This is a genomic window from Streptomyces yamdrokensis, from assembly GCF_053890455.1.
This window is the reverse complement of record NZ_CM132679.1, coordinates 1722874-1739337: the sequence shown is the minus strand read 5'-3', so window position 1 is coordinate 1739337 and position 16464 is coordinate 1722874. Positions and strand designations below refer to the sequence as shown.

The following is a 16464-nucleotide window of genomic DNA, read 5'->3' as shown; positions in this document are numbered from 1 at the left end:
GCGCCCGGCTTCGGTGAGTAGGTGCCGGTGGCCGTCACGAGCGCAGCTCCTTGCCGGTGAGCTCGAGAAAAACGTCTTCGAGGGTGTGCCGTTCCACCGAGATCCGGTCCGGCAGCACGCCGTGCTGGGCGCACCAGGACGTGACGGTGGCGAGCAGTTGCGGGTCCACCTCGCCGACCACCCGGTACGAGCCCGGGGTCACCTCGTCGGCCTGGGAGCCGGACGGCAGCGCCTTGAGCAGGGAGACCACGTCCAGCCCCGGCCGGCCCGAGAAGCGCAGGGTGTTCTCGGCGCCGCCCCGGCACAGCTCCTCGGGGCTGCCCTGGGCCACCACCCGGCCGGCGTCGATGATCGCGACGTCGTCGGCGAGCTGCTCGGCCTCGTCCATGTGGTGCGTGGTGAGGATGACGCAGACCCCGTCGGCGCGCAGATCCCGTACGAGGTCCCAGGTGGCGCGGCGGGCCTGCGGGTCGAGTCCGGCGGTCGGCTCGTCCAGGAACACCAGCTCCGGGCGTCCGACCACGGCCATCGCCAGCGCGAGCCGCTGCTGCTGGCCGCCGGAGAGCCGCCGGTACGTCGTACGGCCGCAGGAACCGAGGCCGAGGCGCTCGATCAGCGCGTCCACGTCCAGGGGATGCGCGTGCAGCTTCGCCGTGTGCCGGAGCATCTCGTCGGCCCGCGCACCCGAGTAGACGCCGCCGGACTGGAGCATCACGCCGACGCGGGGCCTGAGCGCGGCCGACTGCCGCACCGGGTCCAGGCCCAGGACGCGCACGGTGCCGGAGTCGGGGCGCCGGTATCCCTCGCAGGTCTCCACCGTGGTCGTCTTGCCCGCCCCGTTGGGGCCGAGCACGGCCGTCACGCCCTGCCGTGCCACCAGGTCGAGGCCGTCCACCGCGGTCTTCGTGCCGTACCGCTTCACCAGGGCCTGCACCTGGACCACGGGCTCACTTCGCATGGTTCACGAGTCTAGGTACGGGCCGGGGGCCCCAGAACGGCGGGTTCGGGAACTCCTCCGTACGAGGGCGGTGCGGTTCCTGCCACCGCCGCGCGTACGCCACCGCGTCCGGCAGCGGGAACGGCCGGACCTCGGCGGCCCGGCCGCGCCCCGGAGGCCGGGACGGCCCACCGCCACGAGCGGGGACGGTGTCCGGTACTCCGCGAGGCGGAAGCAGGTGCAGATGGCGTACCCGGTGCCCGGCGGCAGAATCCGGGCGTCCAGCCGGCAGTCCTGCGGGTGCACCGCGACGACCTTTGCCGCACGCCTGCCGGGCGCGGCGAACGGGGTCCGCGGACGGGCGCCGCGCAGGGCGCCCGGACAGGTCCGGACCGTTTCCGGGACGACGCCGGCCCCGCGGGTGGGGGTGGTCGCCGGGCCATGGCCGGGCACGGTGGCCCGGACGGTCTCCCACCAGGCCTTCGGCACCGGCGGGTCGCTCCACGGCGCCGGGGCGGGGAGGTCGCCGGACCGGGCGGGGACGGCCAGGGCGCCGTCCGGGCCCAGCACGTCGAGCAGGGCGCCGACGACCGCGACCGGACCGCCGTCGACCCTGCCCGGGGAACTCGGTGAGGAGTGCACGAGGAGGGTCCCGCCGCGCCGCACACCGGGATCCGCGAGTCCGGCGGTGAGGGTGTCCCGGGTGACAAGAGGGCCGGTCGGAAGGGGGGCGGGCATGCTCGGGAGCGTCCCGGACGAGCCCTCGGGCCGCCACCGGTTTCCTCGGTGATCCGATCGACCGGAGATCGTTTCCGCAGGTCACCTTAGGTTTACCTAAGTGATGCAGCGCACCTCGGGGCGGATCATGCGCGGCTTGCCCGGTCCGGATGAATTACGCAACAATGGCGTTGTGAAAAACGTCGGAGAGGCTCCCCAGGAGGAACTTGCGACCGGTGAGCGGTCCACCCGCAACCGGGTCGCGCGGTCCGTCCTGGATCACGGGCCCTCGACCGTCTCCGAACTCGCCCAGCGGCTCGGACTGACCCAGGCGGCCGTCCGCCGGCACCTCGACACCCTGGCGGGCGACGGAGTCGTGGAGGCGCGCGAGCGCAGGGTCTACGGCGCACGCACCCGCGGACGCCCCGCCAAGGTATTCGCCCTCACCGACTGCGGGCGGGACGCCTTCGACCAGTCGTACGACAAACTGGCAGTCGACGCCCTGCACTGGATCGGCGAGCAGGAGGGCGGCGACGAGGCGATCTCCGCGTTCGCCCGCGCCCGGATCGCCGCCCAGGCCGGTGCGTACCGGGCGGCGGTGGAGGCGGCCGCCCCCGAGGAGCGGGCCCAGGCACTGGCCAGGGCGCTCACCGCGGACGGGTACTCTGCCACCGCGCGCAGCGCACCCCACCCGCAGCAGGGCGAGCAGCTGTGCCAGCATCACTGCCCGGTCGCCCACGCCGCCGAGCGGTTCCCGCAACTCTGCGAGGCGGAGACGGAATTTTTCGCCGAGCTGCTCGGTACGCATGTCCAGCGGCTCGCCACCATCGCCCACGGCGACGGCGTCTGCACCACCTTCATCCCGAAGTCCTCGACGGCCTCGACCGGCCAGGCGGGCACGGAGGCCCCCGAGGCCCCACCGCCCCCGAAGCCGGGGAAGCCCCCGAGAGCCTCCGGGGCGAAGGCCGGGAAGACCTCGCTCCACATCCACAACGAATCCGCATCTGCATCCGCAAGCACGGCCGGGAGGAACCCCGCATGACTCTCCCCACGGAGACTGCCCACCCCGAACTCGAGGGCCTGGGCACGTACGAATTCGGCTGGGCCGACTCCGACACGGCAGGCGCCGCGGCCAAGCGTGGTCTCAGCGAGGAGGTCGTCCGTGACATCTCCGCGAAGAAGAACGAGCCGGAGTGGATGCTGAAGCTGCGGCTCAAGGGCCTGCGCCTGTTCGACAAGAAGCCCATGCCCAACTGGGGCTCGGACCTGTCGGGCATCGACTTCGACAACATCAAGTACTTCGTGCGCTCCACCGAGAAGCAGGCCGCCTCCTGGGAGGACCTGCCCGAGGACATCAAGAACACCTACGACCGGCTCGGCATCCCCGAGGCGGAGAAGCAGCGCCTGGTCGCCGGTGTCGCCGCGCAGTACGAGTCCGAGGTCGTCTACCACCAGATCCGCGAGGACCTGGAGGAGCAGGGCGTCATCTTCCTCGACACGGACACCGCGCTGAAGGAGCACCCGGAGCTCTTCCAGGAGTACTTCGGCACCGTCATCCCGGTCGGCGACAACAAGTTCGCGTCGCTGAACTCGGCCGTGTGGTCCGGCGGGTCGTTCATCTACGTCCCCAAGGGCGTCCACGTGGACATCCCGCTCCAGGCCTACTTCCGGATCAACACCGAGAACATGGGCCAGTTCGAGCGGACGCTGATCATCGTCGACGAGGACGCCTACGTCCACTACGTCGAGGGCTGCACCGCCCCGATCTACACCTCGGACTCGCTGCACAGCGCCGTCGTCGAGATCATCGTCAAGAAGGGCGGCCGCTGCCGCTACACGACCATCCAGAACTGGTCGAACAACGTCTACAACCTGGTCACCAAGCGTGCCGTCGCCTACGAGGGCGCGACCATGGAATGGGTCGACGGCAACATCGGCTCCAAGGTGACGATGAAGTACCCGGCCGTCTACCTCATGGGCGAGCACGCCAAGGGCGAGACCCTGTCCATCGCCTTCGCCGGCGAGGGACAGCACCAGGACGCCGGCGCCAAGATGGTCCACATGGCCCCGAACACCTCGTCGAACATCGTCTCCAAGTCGGTGGCGCGCGGCGGCGGCCGCACCTCCTACCGCGGTCTGATCGAGATCGGTGAGGGCGCCCCCGGTGCCAAGTCCAACGTGCTGTGCGACGCGCTGCTCGTGGACACCATCTCCCGCTCGGACACCTACCCCTACGTCGACGTCCGCGAGGACGACGTGTCCATGGGCCACGAGGCGACCGTCTCCAAGGTCTCCGAGGACCAGCTCTTCTACCTGATGAGCCGCGGTCTGTCCGAGTTCGAGGCGATGGCGATGATCGTCCGCGGCTTCGTCGAGCCGATCGCCAAGGAGCTGCCGATGGAGTACGCGCTGGAGCTCAACCGGCTGATCGAGCTGCAGATGGAAGGCGCGGTCGGCTGACCCGCCGCCCCGCCCCCGTCGGCCGGTCGATCCGACCCGCCCGTGGGCGGGCCGGCTCGGCCCGCCCCGTCGGACAGCACACGTCTTACTCAGAAAGAGAGCACTACGACAGCCATGGCTGAGGCTCAGAATCTCCCGGTGGGCTCCACCACCGCCGGCTCGATCGCGGTGGCCGCCGAGTCGACCGTCGCCACCCGTATGAGCGCGCCCCCGTCCTTCGACGTGGCGTCCTTCCCGGTCCCGCACGGCCGCGAGGAGGAATGGCGGTTCACCCCGCTGGAGCGCCTGCGCGGCCTGCACGACGGCACCGCCGTCGCCACCGGAGGCGTCAAGATCGCCGTCGAGGCGCCCGAGGGCGTCCGCGTCGAGGCCGTCGGCCGTGACGACGCGCGGCTCGGCCGGGCCGGCAAACCGGTGGACCGCGTCGCCGCCCAGGCGTACAGCGCCTTCGAGCAGGCCTCGGTGGTGACCGTGCCGAAGGAGACCGTGCTCACCGAGCCGATCCGCATCGTGGTGCACGGCGACGGCGGCACCGCCTACGGCCACCAGGTGATCGAGCTCGGCGCCTTCGCCGAGGCGGTCGTCGTCCTCGACCACACCGGTGACGCGGTGCTCGCCGCCAACGTCGAGTACGTCCTCGGCGACGGCGCCAAGCTCACCGTGGTCTCCGTCCAGGACTGGGACCACAAGGCCGTGCACGTCGCCCAGCACAACGCCCTCGTGGGCCGTGACGCCTCCTTCAAGTCCGTGGTCGTCACCTTCGGCGGCGACCTGGTCCGGCTGCACCCGCGGGTCGCCTACGCGGGCACCGGCGGCGAGGCCGAGCTGTTCGGCCTGTACTTCACCGACGCCGGCCAGCACCAGGAGCACCGCCTCCTGGTCGACCACAACGTCCCGCACTGCAAGTCCAACGTCGTCTACAAGGGCGCACTGCAGGGCGAGGCCGCGCACGCCGTGTGGATCGGCGACGTGCTCATCCAGGCCAGGGCCGAGGGCACCGACACCTACGAGATGAACCGCAACCTCGTCCTCACCGACGGCGCCCGTGTCGACTCCGTGCCCAACCTGGAGATCGAGACCGGCGAGATCGTCGGCGCCGGCCACGCCTCGGCGACCGGCCGCTTCGACGACGAGCAGCTCTTCTACCTGATGGCCCGCGGCATCGCCGAGCAGGACGCCCGCCGTCTGGTCGTCCGCGGCTTCTTCGCCGAACTCGTCCAGCAGATCGGCGTCCCGGACATCGAGGAGCGTCTGATCACCAAGATCGAGGCGGAGCTGGAGGCGTCGGTCGCATGACCTTCCAACGTGCCTGCGGGTTGAGCGAGCTGGAGGAGGACACCCCGAAGCGGGTGGAACTCGACGGCACGCCGGTCTCCCTCGTGCACACCGGGGGCGAGGTGTTCGCGATCAACGACATCTGCTCGCACGCGAACGTCTCCCTCTCGGAGGGGGAGGTCGACGACTGCCACATCGAGTGCTGGCTGCACGGCTCGCGCTTCGACCTCCGCTCGGGCAAGCCCGACAGTCTTCCGGCCACACGCCCCGTCCCCGTATACCCCGTAAAGATCGAAGGGGACGACGTGCTCGTCTCCCTCACCCAGGAGTCCTGAGGCACCCATGGCAACGCTTGAAATCCGAGACCTGCACGTCACCGTCGAGGCCGACAACGCCACGAAGGAAATCCTCAAGGGCGTCGACCTCACCGTGAAGCAGGGCGAGACGCACGCCATCATGGGCCCCAACGGCTCCGGCAAGTCGACCCTCGCCTACGCCCTGGCCGGTCACCCCAAGTACACCGTCTCCGGCGGCAGCGTCACCCTCGACGGCGAGGACGTCCTGGAGATGTCCGTCGACGAGCGCGCCCGCGCCGGCCTGTTCCTCGCCATGCAGTACCCGGTCGAGGTCCCCGGCGTCTCCGTCTCCAACTTCCTTCGCACCTCCGCCACCGCCATCCGCGGCGAGGCCCCCAAGCTGCGCACCTGGGTGAAGGAGGTCAAGGAGACCATGGAGCGCCTCCACATGGACCCCGCCTTCGCCGAGCGCAACGTCAACGAGGGCTTCTCCGGCGGTGAGAAGAAGCGCCACGAGATCCTCCAGCTGGAGCTCCTCAAGCCGAAGGTCGCGATCCTCGACGAGACCGACTCCGGCCTGGACGTCGACGCGCTGCGGATCGTCTCCGAGGGGGTCAACCGCGTCCGCGAGTCCGGCGAGGTCGGCACCCTGCTGATCACGCACTACACGCGCATCCTGCGCTACATCAAGCCCGATCACGTCCACGTGTTCGCCGACGGGCGGATCGCCGAGTCCGGCGGAGCCGAGCTCGCCGACAAGCTCGAGAACGAGGGCTACGAGGCCTACGCGAAGGGTGGCGCATCCGAGTGACACAGACGCCGGGCCTCCTCACCGAGCCCAGGCTCCTGAGCGAGGCGATCCGCAAGGACTTCCCCATCCTGGACCGCCAGGTCCACGACGGCCGAAAGCTCGTCTACCTGGACAACGCGGCGACCAGCCAGAAGCCGCGTCAGGTACTGGACGCACTCAGTGAGTACTACGAGCGCTACAACGCCAACGTCCACCGCGGTGTGCATGTGCTCGCCGAGGAGGCCACGGCGCTGTACGAGGGCGCGCGCGACAAGGTCGCGGAGTTCGTCAACGCGCCCTCACGCGACGAGGTGATCTTCACGAAGAACGCCTCGGAGTCGCTCAACCTCGTGGCGAACATGCTCGGCTGGGCCGACGAGCCCTACCGGGTGGACCACGAGACCGAGATCGTCATCACGGAGATGGAGCACCACTCCAACATCGTGCCGTGGCAGCTGCTCGCGCAGCGCACCGGTGCCAAGCTGAAGTGGTTCGGCCTCACCGACGACGGCCGCCTCGACCTGTCCAACATCGACGAGGTCATCACCGAGAAGACGAAGATCGTCTCCTTCGTGCTGGTCTCCAACATCCTGGGCACGGTCAACCCGGTCGAGGCGATAGTGCGCCGCGCCCAGGAGGTCGGCGCCCTGGTGTGCATCGACGCCTCCCAGGCCGCCCCGCACATGCCGGTGGACGTACAGGCCCTCCAGGCCGACTTCGTGGCCTTCACCGGCCACAAGATGTGCGGCCCGACCGGAATCGGCGTCCTGTGGGGCCGCCAGGAGCTGCTCGAGGACCTGCCGCCGTTCCTCGGCGGCGGCGAGATGATCGAGACCGTGTCGATGAGTTCGTCGACCTACGCGCCGGCTCCGCACAAGTTCGAGGCGGGCACTCCGCCGATCGCCCAGGCGGTCGGTCTCGGTGCCGCGGTCGACTACCTGTCGGCCATCGGCATGGACAAGATCCTCGCCCACGAGCACGCGCTCACCGAGTACGCCGTCAAGCGGCTGGCCGAGGTCCCGGACCTGCGCATCATCGGCCCCGACACGGCCGAGGACCGCGGCGCCGCGATCTCGTTCGCGCTGGGCGACATCCACCCGCACGACGTGGGCCAGGTCCTCGACGAGCAGGGCATCGCGGTCCGGGTCGGCCACCACTGCGCGCGGCCGGTCTGCCTGCGGTACGGAATTCCCGCGACCACGCGAGCGTCGTTCTATCTGTACTCCACACCGGCCGAGATCGACGCACTGGTCGACGGCCTGGAGCACGTACGGAACTTCTTCGGCTGAGGGGCTGGCTGGGCGTGAAGCTTGATTCGATGTACCAGGAAGTCATCCTGGACCACTACAAGAACCCGCACGGGCGGGGCTTGCGGGACGGCGACGCCGAGGTGCACCACGTCAACCCGACGTGCGGCGACGAGATCACGCTGCGGGTGAAGTACGACGGCACGACGATCAGCGACGTCTCGTACGAGGGGCAGGGCTGCTCCATCAGCCAGGCCTCCGCCTCCGTGCTGAACGACCTGCTGGTCGGCAAGGACCTCGCCACGGCGCAGCGGATCCAGGAGACCTTCCTGGAGCTGATGCAGTCCAAGGGCAGGATCGAGCCGGACGACGCGATGGAGGAGACCCTGGAGGACGCGATCGCGTTCGCCGGGGTGTCCAAGTACCCCGCCCGCGTCAAGTGCGCCCTCCTGAGCTGGATGGCGTGGAAGGACGCGACAGCCCAGGCCCTGGGCTCCGACGCCGAAAGGACAACGGCATGAGCGAGACCGTGGAGATGAAGCCGGCCTCGGAGGAGGAGCTCCGCGAGGCCCTGATGGACGTCGTCGACCCCGAACTGGGCATCGACGTCGTCAACCTCGGCCTGATCTACGGCGTCCACGTCGACGACTCCAATGTGGCGACCGTCGACATGACCCTGACGTCCGCGGCCTGTCCGCTGACCGACGTCATCGAGGACCAGGCCAAGTCCGCCACCGAAGGCCTGGTCAGCGAGTTGCGCATCAACTGGGTCTGGATGCCGCCGTGGGGCCCCGACAAGATCACGGACGACGGCCGCGAACAGCTGAGGGCACTGGGCTTCAACGTCTGAGACGTCCGCCCGACACCGGTTCTCCCGCAGAACGGCGACACCCGACACGGGTGTCGCCGTTTCGCGTGTGCGGGATTCCGGGGACGCGTCCCCCACCGGGCGCCCGACCGTTGTGTACGCTCGTACATATGGGATACCTGCTGCTCGCCGGGGCGATCGCCGCGGAGGTGGGCGCCACCACCGCCATGAAGTACAGCGAGGGCTTCAGCCGGCTCTGGCCCTCGCTGCTGACCCTGCTCGGCTACGTGGTCTCCTTCACCCTGCTCGCGCAGACGCTGCGCACCCTCTCCATCGGCACCGCGTACGCCATCTGGGCGGGGGTGGGCACGGCCGCCATCGCCGCGATCGGCGTCGTGTTCATGGGGGAGGGGCTCACCGTCGTCAAGGCCACCGGGATCGCGCTGATCATCGTGGGCGTGGTCGTGCTCAACCTCGGCGGCGCGCACTGATGGCCCGGCGGTACGACCCCGAGCGGCGCCGGCGGATCATCGACGCGGCGATCCGCGTCGTCGGCAGGAGCGGCATCGCGGGCCTCAGCCACCGCAGCGTCGCCGCCGAGGCCGATGTGCCGCTCGGCTCCACGACGTACCACTTCGAGACCCTCGACGAGTTGCTGGTGGCCGCGCTGCGCCAGGCGAACGAGGGCTTCGCCAAGGCCGTCGCCTCACGCGGCGGCCTGGAGGACCCGCGCACCGACCTGGCGGCCGAACTCGCCGGCCTGCTCGGCGAGTGGCTCGCGGGCGAACGCACCGGCGTCGAGCTGGAGTACGAGCTGTATCTGGCGGCCCTGCGCCGTCCCGCCCTGCGCCCCGTCGCGGCCGAGTGGTGCGAGGGCGTCACCGAGTTGCTGTCCCGCCGCACCGACCCGGTCACCGCCCGTGCCCTGGTCGCCCTGATGGACGGCGTCTGCCTCCAGACCCTGCTGACCGGAACGCCGTACGACGGGGAGTACGCGCGGGAGATGCTCGGCCGGATCCTGCCCGGAAAGTGAGGGGGCGTCAGCCCGCCGCTCCACCCCTGGCCGTTTCCGCGGAAACCCGGAACGCCTGTCCGCGACGGTCGTTCCGGCCGCGGTGTCAGTGACATCGCCTGCGGTGTCCCGTGGCAGTGGGAAGATCTCCTGGTGGGGGCGCGGCACCTCGCCCGCCGCACGTTCGTTCTGTTTTCATGTATCGCGGTGCCGAAGGAAGGGTACATTCCACCGCCCGCGCCCTCTGAATCGTGTCGATGATCATGATGCGATGATGTGACCATCAGCAGTAACTTGTGCCCCTGTGATTGACACTCAGCTCTCTCGCCAGCAGGACGTGTCCGACGAACTCGCCACCGCACTGTTCGGTACCCGCGCCGCGAGTCTCCACCACCCCTGGAAGCGGCTGTTCAGTTCTGCACCGTTCTCCTACCAGGAGGGTCTCAGTCACGAAGAACGCATCCGGCTGTCGTACGAGCGTCTGCGCCTGGTCAACGACGCCGTCGGCCACCCGTCGGTCCTCGCGACCGACCCCGCCGCGCTGAGCGCGATGCACGAGTGGGCCGGCGTCACCGACGCCGGTATGGCGACCTGCGCCAGCATCCACTACAACCTCTTCCTCGGCAGCCTCCTCGATCACGACCACGACCAGCGGGACCTGACGGAGTATCTGCGGATGGCCCGCGTCGGAACGTTCCTGTGCACCGAACTCGCGCACGGCAACGATGCCTCCCAGATGGAAACCACCTGCACCTTCGACCGGTCCACCGGCGGCTTCGTCCTCCACACCCCCCGCCCCGAGGCCTGCAAGTGGATGCCCAACACCAGCCCCGTGGGCGGGCCCAAGGACGCTGTGGTCGCCGCCCGCCTCCTCGTCGACGACCGGGACCTGGGCGTCTTCCTGTTCCTGACCCCGCTGCACGACGCCCACGGCACACCGATGCCCGGCATCGAAATACGCCGCCTGCCCCGGACGGCCAGCAGCCCGGTCGACCACTGCGCCACCAGCTTCGAGCGGGTCGGCCTGCCCTACACCGCGCTGCTCCAGGGCGACCACGGCCGCCTCACCCCCGACGGCCGCTTCACCAGCAACCTCGGCAACCCCCGCAAACGCTTCCTCCGCTCCATCGGACGCGTCACCACGGGCAAACTCTGCATGAGCGCCTACAGCCTCGGCACCACCCGTCACGCCCTGACCGTCGCCACCCGCCACGCCCACAGCCGCCACACCTCCGGCATGACCAGCGGCCACAGGGTGCCGCTGTTCGCACACCGCAGCCACCACGCCCCGCTGCTGGAAGCCACCGCCACCGCCTACGCAGCCACCCTCCTGCAACGCAGCGTCACCCAGCAGTGGACACAGGCGACGGACGACGACCTGCAGGACTGCGAACGGCTCGTCGCCGTCACCAAGGGGTGGATCACCTGGCAGGCCCGCGCCATCATGACCGAATGCCGCGAACGCTGCGGCGCCCAGGGCCTGATCCTCGCCAACGGCATCGCCGGACAGCTCGCCGCGAACGAAGGCACCATCACCGCGGAAGGCGACAACAAGGTCATCTGGGTCAAGGCCGCAGGCGAGATGCTCCTCGGCGGTTTCGCCCCGAAACCGCCCAGTGAGATCCCGCCGGGGCAGCGTGCGCTGGAGGACCCGCACCACCTGCAGGACCTCCTGACGGACATCGAGCGGATATGGCACGAACGGGCCCGCGCCCGACTGCGCAGCGGCCGGCCCCCCTCCCCCCTGGCCCGCTGGAACGCCACCGTCACCCCCGCCCTCCAGCTCGTCGACGCACACGCCCACCGCCTGGCCGGCGACGCCCTCCGCGACGCGGCCACCCGGGCAGGCACCGCTGCGGCCCGGCAGGTCCTCACCGACCTGCACCGGCTGTTCACCCTGCGCCGCGTCGCCGCACACAGTGGTGACCTGCTGGCTCAGGGGCGGCTCACCACCGATCAGGTGCAGCGGCTGCCCGACGCGGTCGAGAGTGTCGTCGCAGCCCTGGAGCCCCACGCGCTGACGCTGGTCGGAGGATTCGACGTCCCGGAGGAACTGCTGCGCAGCCACCCCGTACTGCACGCCGGCAACCCGGAAGTCCTCGTCCCCGCATAGTGACCGGCCGCCGTGGACGGCCCGCCCGGTACCTGAGACGGCGCGGCACCGGTTCGCATCGCCGGGCCCGCGCCGGTTAGGTTGCCCTCATGACCGACTCGACTGCTCAGAGCACCACCGGCGCAGTGGCCGCCGGCCTCGCCACCCTCACCGCCGACGGAACCGTCCTCGACACCTGGTTCCCCGCCCCCGAACTCGCCGCCGCGCCCGGCCCGTCCGGCACCGAACGGCTGTCCGCCGAGCGCGCCGCCGAACTCCTCGGCGCCGGGGCGAGTGCGGCGATCGGACCGGACGCGCGCCGGGGCGTCGAAGTGGTCGCGGTCCGTACGGTCATCTCCTCGCTCGACGAGAAGCCGACCGACGCGCACGACGTCTACCTGCGCCTCCACCTGCTCTCGCACCGTCTGGTCAAGCCGCACGGCCAGAACCTGGAGGGCATGTTCGGTTTCCTCGCGAACGTCGCCTGGACCTCACTCGGCCCCGTCGCCGTCGACGACGTCGAGAAGGCGCGGCTGAACGCCCGCGCCGAGGGCCTGCACCTGGCCGTCACGTCCATCGACAAGTTCCCCCGGATGACGGACTACGTCGTCCCCAAGGGCGTCCGCATCGCCGACGCGGACCGGGTCCGCCTGGGCGCCCACCTCGCCGCGGGCACCACGGTCATGCACGAGGGCTTCGTCAACTTCAACGCGGGCACCCTCGGCACCTCCATGGTCGAGGGCCGCATCTCCGCGGGCGTCGTCGTCGGCGACGGCTCGGACATCGGCGGCGGCGCCTCCACCATGGGCACGCTGTCCGGCGGCGGCAGCGTGATCATCTCCATCGGCGAGCGCTGCCTGGTCGGCGCCGAGGCGGGCGTCGGCATCGCGCTCGGCGACGAGTGCGTCGTCGAGGCCGGCCTCTACGTCACGGCCGGCACCCGCGTGACCATGCCCGACGGCGAGGTCGTCAAGGCCCGCGCGCTGTCCGGTGCCTCCCACATCCTCTTCCGCCGCAACTCGATCACCGGCACGGTCGAGGCCCGCCCGAACAACGCGGTCTGGGGCGGCCTGAACGACGTCCTGCACAGCCACAACTGACGGGGAGCCGCAGGATCCCGCTCCGTGAGCACGCCCGGGTGCGACGACCGCACCCGGGCATCTCCCTCGACGGTTCCGGGTCCCGGCCTCAGCGGCTCAGGACTGTTTCCCGGCGCATGTGGGAGAGCTTCTCCGGATTGCGTACGGCGTAGAGGCCGGTGACGAGGCCGCCCTCGACGCGGACCGTCAGGACGGTGTCGAGTTCGCCGTCGACCCGCAGGAGCAGCGCCGGGCGGCCGTTGACCTGGGCCGGCAGGAACGAGGAACCGGCGGGGATCCTGCCCAGGCCCGCGGCCAGCAGGCGGGCCACCTTGTCGGCCCCGACGACGGGCCGCAGGACGGCCTGCCTGACCCCGCCGCCGTCGCCCAGCAGGACGACGTCCGGTGCCAGGATGTCGAGCAGGTTCTGGAGGTCTCCCGTCTCGACCGCCCGACGGAACGCGTCGAGCGCCTTCTGGGAGTCCGCCGACGACACGTGTCCGCGCGGACGGCGCGCCGCCACGTGGGCGCGTGCGCGGTGTGCGATCTGGCGGACCGCGGCCGGTTTCCGGTCGACGGCCTCCGCGATCTCGCCGTACTCCAGGGCGAACACCTCGCGCAGCACGAACACCGCCCGCTCCGTCGGCGTGAGCGTCTCCAGCACCAGCATCATCGCCGTCGAGACGCTGTCGGCCAGTTCGACGTCCTCCGCCACGTCGGGCGTGGTGAGCAGCGGCTCGGGCAGCCACGAGCCCACGTAGGACTCCTTGCGGCGGCCGAGCGTGCGCAACCGGTTCAGTGCCTGGCGCGTGGTGATCCGGACCAGGTACGCCCGCCGGTCCCGCACCGTCCCGAGATCGACCCCCGTCCACCGCAGCCAGGTCTCCTGCAGCACGTCCTCCGCGTCGGCGGCCGATCCCAGCATCTCGTAGGCGACCGTGAACAGGAGACTGCGGTGGTCGACGAACGCCTCGGTGGCGGCATCCGTTCCCGCGTCGCCCGCGGGCTCGCTTCGTTCGCTCTTCACCGGACGCTCCTTCGCTTGCGACTGCGTCATGCGCACAGGACACCGGCCCCCGCGATCCTGTGACACCCGTCTGTCGTGGCCTGCGTCACAGGACGGTTCTGTCACACGAAGCCGGCGGGCGGCATCTCGTGTTCGTCCGATGCACCACCACGAGTGAACACGAGTGAGGACGACACCATGGATGCCCGATTCGACCTGTTCGCCAACGAACTCGCCCTCAAGTTCGTCAAGCGGTTCGCCGGTGCCGGCCTGGTGATCCAGCAGTCGCCGCTGCCCCGGTCCACGCAGGAGCTGGTGTCGCTGCGCGCCAGCCAGATCAACGGCTGCGGCCACTGCGTCGACATGCACACCAAGGAGGCCGCCGCAGCCGGTGAGAGCGCGGTCCGGCTCAACCTGGTGGCCGCCTGGCGCGAGTCCACGGTGTTCACCGAGGCCGAGCAGGCCGCGCTGGCCCTCGCCGAGGAGGGCACCCGGCTCGGCGACGCCCGTCACGGCGTGTCCGACGACACCTGGGCCCGGGTGCGCAAGCACTACGACGACGATCAGACCGCGGCCCTGGTCGCCCTGGTCGCCCTGATCAACGCGGCCAACCGGCTCGCCGTGATCGTCCACCGGAAGGGAGGTGCGTACGAGCCGGGCGTGTTCGCCCACGTCCTCGACTGAGGGGCGGGCGCGCGGCGAGCGGTGACGGTCAGCCTGCTGTGAGGCTCCCGTGGAGCGCCCCGAGGCTGTCGGTCGTCTTCCGGTCCGCCGGCCTCAGGGGCCGGCGGACCGGGCCCGCCGGCAGGCCCAGGGTGGTGAGGAGGGCCTTGGCCGTGACCGTGCCGGGCAGGCCGCCGGCCGTCATCGCCTCGATGAGGGCGGTCGCCCGCCGCTGGAGGTCCGCCGCGCGTGCCGTGTCGCCCGCGTCGAAGGCGTCCAGGACGGCGCGCAGGTGGTCCGGGACCACGTTCGCGACCGTACTGACGTAACCGGCGCCGCCGACCGCGTACAGGGCCAGGATGTGCTCGTCGCAGCCCGCGTAGTAGGCGAGGTCCGTGCGGGCGAGGATCTTCTGGGCGGCCAGGAAGTCGTGCGAGCAGTCCTTCACCGCGACGATCCGGGGATGCTCGGCGAGCCGCAGCATCGTGCCGGGCTCGATGCGGGTGCCCGTGCGGGCCGGGATGTCGTACAGGGCGAGGGGGAGGCCCGTGGCGTCCGCGATCTCGCGGAAGTGGGCCTCGATCGCGTCCTGTGGCGGGCGGCTGTAGTACGGGGCGGCGACCAGGAGGCCGTCCGCGCCCGCCTTCTCGGCCTCCCGGGCGAGTGCGGCGGTGTGCGCGGTGTCGGCGGTGCCGACTCCGGCGACGATCGCGGCGCGGCTGCCCACGGCCTCCCGTACCGCTGTGACGAGGGCGTACTTCTCGGCGTCCGTCGTGGTCGGGGACTCTCCCGTCGTACCGGACAGGACCAGGCCGTCGCAGCCGCGGCTCACCAGGTGGTCGGCCAGGCGCGCGGCTCCGTCCAGGTCCAGGGCACCGGCAGGGGTGAAGGGGGTGACCATGGCGCAGAGGGCGCGGCCGAAGGGGGACGGGGACGCGGAGGGGGCGGACGGGGACGCGGAGGGGAGCGGAGTGGTCATGGGGGTAGTCTCGGTGCGATCAATGCGTAGCTCCACTTATATCTACTACCTACTACCGGTAAGCATTGGTAATCGATGGCGGCTCGGGATAAGGGACGCGCGGTCCGGGTACTCGAACGGTCCCGACCGAGAGGAGGCGGAATGCCGTGACCGCAACCATCGAGCACCGTCCGGCCCGCGACACACACGGCCATGACCAGCAGAGGCGCGAGTACAGCGGCGGCACGCGCATGCGTGACGGCCACAGCCATGACGAGCACAGCGTGGGTGAACTCGTCGGACAGGCCACCGAGCAGGTCTCCCGGCTGGTGCGGCAGGAAGTGGCCCTGGCCAAGGTGGAGCTGGCCGAGAAGGGCCGCCGGGCCGGAATCGGCGGCGGCATGCTGGGCGGGGCGGGAGCCTTCGCCTACGCGGGCCTGCTCGCGGCGGCCTTCACCGGGGGCGCCGCGCTCTCCCTCGTCCTGCCGGTGTGGGCGGCGGCGCTGATCGTCACGGCCGTGCTGTTCGTGATCGCGGGTGTGCTGGCCGTGCTCGGACGCGGCCAGCTGCGGAAGGCCACGCCGGCGGCTCCGGAGCAGGCGCTGGGCAGCGTGAGGGCCGACGTGGAGGAGATCAGGGAAAGGGCACACCGATGACGCGGGATGTGAACGGCGTGAACGCGCCTGCGAAGGCGGTGGGTTCCGCTTCCGGGGCCCACATCGAGGCCGATGCCGAGAAGGACGCCGCCCGCGGGGCCAAGGGGCCGGACGAGCTGCGGCGGGAGATCGAGCGGACGCGGCACGAACTCGGTGACACGGTGGAGCAGTTGGCCGGGAAGATGGACGTCAAGGGGAACGCGATGGCCCGCGTGGAGGACCTGCGCGACAAGGCCGGGGCGGTGACCGTGCAGCTGCGGAGCAACGCCACGCAGGTCCGGCGGGCCGGGACGCGCAAGCCGTGGCCGGTGATGGTCGCCGGCGGGACGGTGGCCGGACTGGCGGCGACCGCGGTGCTGAGGCGGCGCGGGGCGCACTGACGGCGGACCGGGTCGGGCGGGCACGGCCGAGGGCCGGCCGGACGGGAACGTCCGGCCGGCCCTCGGTACGGGTGTACGGGTGCAGGTG

Annotated in this window: 19 protein-coding genes; 15 read left to right on the top strand and 4 right to left on the bottom strand. The window is 70.9% G+C overall.

Annotated features, from left to right (window positions below; genetic code table 11):
* Positions 1-34: 34 nt before the first annotated feature.
* Complete coding sequence (locus tag ACWZEH_RS07200) at positions 35-958, bottom strand: ABC transporter ATP-binding protein (RefSeq protein ID WP_456196659.1); 924 nt, start codon at positions 956-958, stop codon at positions 35-37.
* Between the two features lie 3 nt (positions 959-961).
* A complete protein-coding gene (locus ACWZEH_RS07195; protein ID WP_456196657.1) occupies positions 962-1675 on the bottom strand; it encodes an AAC(3) family N-acetyltransferase in 714 nt (237 codons plus the stop codon).
* A gap of 172 nt (positions 1676-1847) precedes the next feature.
* On the opposite strand from ACWZEH_RS07195, the gene ACWZEH_RS07190 reads away from it, so the two are divergent.
* From ACWZEH_RS07190 to dapD, 12 genes are all read left to right on the top strand, one after another.
* Complete coding sequence (locus ACWZEH_RS07190) at positions 1848-2696, top strand: helix-turn-helix transcriptional regulator (protein ID WP_456196655.1); 849 nt, start codon at positions 1848-1850, stop codon at positions 2694-2696.
* A complete protein-coding gene (gene sufB, locus ACWZEH_RS07185; protein WP_456196653.1) occupies positions 2693-4114 on the top strand; it encodes a Fe-S cluster assembly protein SufB in 1422 nt (473 codons plus the stop codon). Before ACWZEH_RS07190 ends, sufB begins: the two co-directional genes overlap by 4 nt.
* A 114-nt stretch (positions 4115-4228) precedes the next feature.
* Positions 4229-5410, top strand: coding sequence for a Fe-S cluster assembly protein SufD (sufD, locus tag ACWZEH_RS07180; RefSeq protein ID WP_456196651.1), 1182 nt, complete (start codon positions 4229-4231; stop codon positions 5408-5410).
* Entirely contained in the window at positions 5407-5724 is a 318-nt protein-coding gene (locus tag ACWZEH_RS07175; RefSeq protein ID WP_042166271.1) for a non-heme iron oxygenase ferredoxin subunit, read from the top strand. The genes sufD and ACWZEH_RS07175 overlap by 4 nt, the downstream gene beginning before the upstream one ends.
* 7 nt (positions 5725-5731) lie before the next feature.
* Entirely contained in the window at positions 5732-6496 is a 765-nt protein-coding gene (gene sufC / locus ACWZEH_RS07170) for a Fe-S cluster assembly ATPase SufC (protein ID WP_384018750.1), read from the top strand.
* A complete protein-coding gene (locus ACWZEH_RS07165; protein ID WP_456196648.1) occupies positions 6493-7764 on the top strand; it encodes a cysteine desulfurase in 1272 nt (423 codons plus the stop codon). Before sufC ends, ACWZEH_RS07165 begins: the two co-directional genes overlap by 4 nt.
* 14 nt (positions 7765-7778) lie before the next feature.
* Positions 7779-8243, top strand: a complete 465-nt coding sequence (gene sufU / locus ACWZEH_RS07160) for a Fe-S cluster assembly sulfur transfer protein SufU (RefSeq protein ID WP_456196646.1) — start codon at positions 7779-7781, stop codon at positions 8241-8243.
* A complete protein-coding gene (locus ACWZEH_RS07155) occupies positions 8240-8572 on the top strand; it encodes a metal-sulfur cluster assembly factor (protein ID WP_266072292.1) in 333 nt (110 codons plus the stop codon). Before sufU ends, ACWZEH_RS07155 begins: the two co-directional genes overlap by 4 nt.
* 128 nt (positions 8573-8700) lie before the next feature.
* Positions 8701-9021, top strand: a complete 321-nt coding sequence (locus ACWZEH_RS07150) for a DMT family transporter (RefSeq protein ID WP_456196644.1) — start codon at positions 8701-8703, stop codon at positions 9019-9021.
* A complete protein-coding gene (locus ACWZEH_RS07145; protein WP_456196642.1) occupies positions 9021-9563 on the top strand; it encodes a TetR/AcrR family transcriptional regulator in 543 nt (180 codons plus the stop codon). Before ACWZEH_RS07150 ends, ACWZEH_RS07145 begins: the two co-directional genes overlap by 1 nt.
* A gap of 283 nt (positions 9564-9846) precedes the next feature.
* A complete protein-coding gene (locus tag ACWZEH_RS07140; protein ID WP_456196640.1) occupies positions 9847-11655 on the top strand; it encodes an acyl-CoA dehydrogenase family protein in 1809 nt (602 codons plus the stop codon).
* 89 nt (positions 11656-11744) lie between these two features.
* Positions 11745-12734, top strand: coding sequence for a 2,3,4,5-tetrahydropyridine-2,6-dicarboxylate N-succinyltransferase (dapD, locus tag ACWZEH_RS07135; RefSeq protein ID WP_456196638.1), 990 nt, complete (start codon positions 11745-11747; stop codon positions 12732-12734).
* Positions 12735-12822: 88 nt separating this feature from the next.
* Here dapD and ACWZEH_RS07130 read toward each other — a convergent pair whose 3' ends face one another.
* Positions 12823-13770 (bottom strand): RNA polymerase sigma-70 factor, encoded by a 948-nt coding sequence (locus tag ACWZEH_RS07130; protein WP_456196637.1) that lies wholly within the window; start codon positions 13768-13770, stop codon positions 12823-12825.
* A gap of 147 nt (positions 13771-13917) precedes the next feature.
* On the opposite strand from ACWZEH_RS07130, the gene ACWZEH_RS07125 reads away from it, so the two are divergent.
* Positions 13918-14403, top strand: coding sequence for a carboxymuconolactone decarboxylase family protein (locus ACWZEH_RS07125; RefSeq protein ID WP_456196635.1), 486 nt, complete (start codon positions 13918-13920; stop codon positions 14401-14403).
* Positions 14404-14431: 28 nt separating this feature from the next.
* On the opposite strand, the gene dapA is transcribed toward ACWZEH_RS07125, so the two are convergent.
* Positions 14432-15361 (bottom strand): 4-hydroxy-tetrahydrodipicolinate synthase, encoded by a 930-nt coding sequence (dapA, locus tag ACWZEH_RS07120; RefSeq protein WP_456196633.1) that lies wholly within the window; start codon positions 15359-15361, stop codon positions 14432-14434.
* 230 nt (positions 15362-15591) lie between these two features.
* Between dapA and ACWZEH_RS07115 the strand changes: the two genes are divergently transcribed.
* Both ACWZEH_RS07115 and ACWZEH_RS07110 read left to right on the top strand, forming a co-directional pair.
* Positions 15592-15996 carry a phage holin family protein gene (locus ACWZEH_RS07115; RefSeq protein ID WP_456199479.1) on the top strand — a complete coding sequence of 135 codons (405 nt, stop codon included), beginning with the start codon at positions 15592-15594 and terminating at the stop codon, positions 15994-15996.
* On the top strand, positions 15993-16376 hold the full coding sequence (locus ACWZEH_RS07110; RefSeq protein WP_456196631.1) for a DUF3618 domain-containing protein: 384 nt from the start codon (positions 15993-15995) through the stop codon (positions 16374-16376). The genes ACWZEH_RS07115 and ACWZEH_RS07110 overlap by 4 nt, the downstream gene beginning before the upstream one ends.
* The last annotated feature ends 88 nt before the right edge of the window (positions 16377-16464 follow it).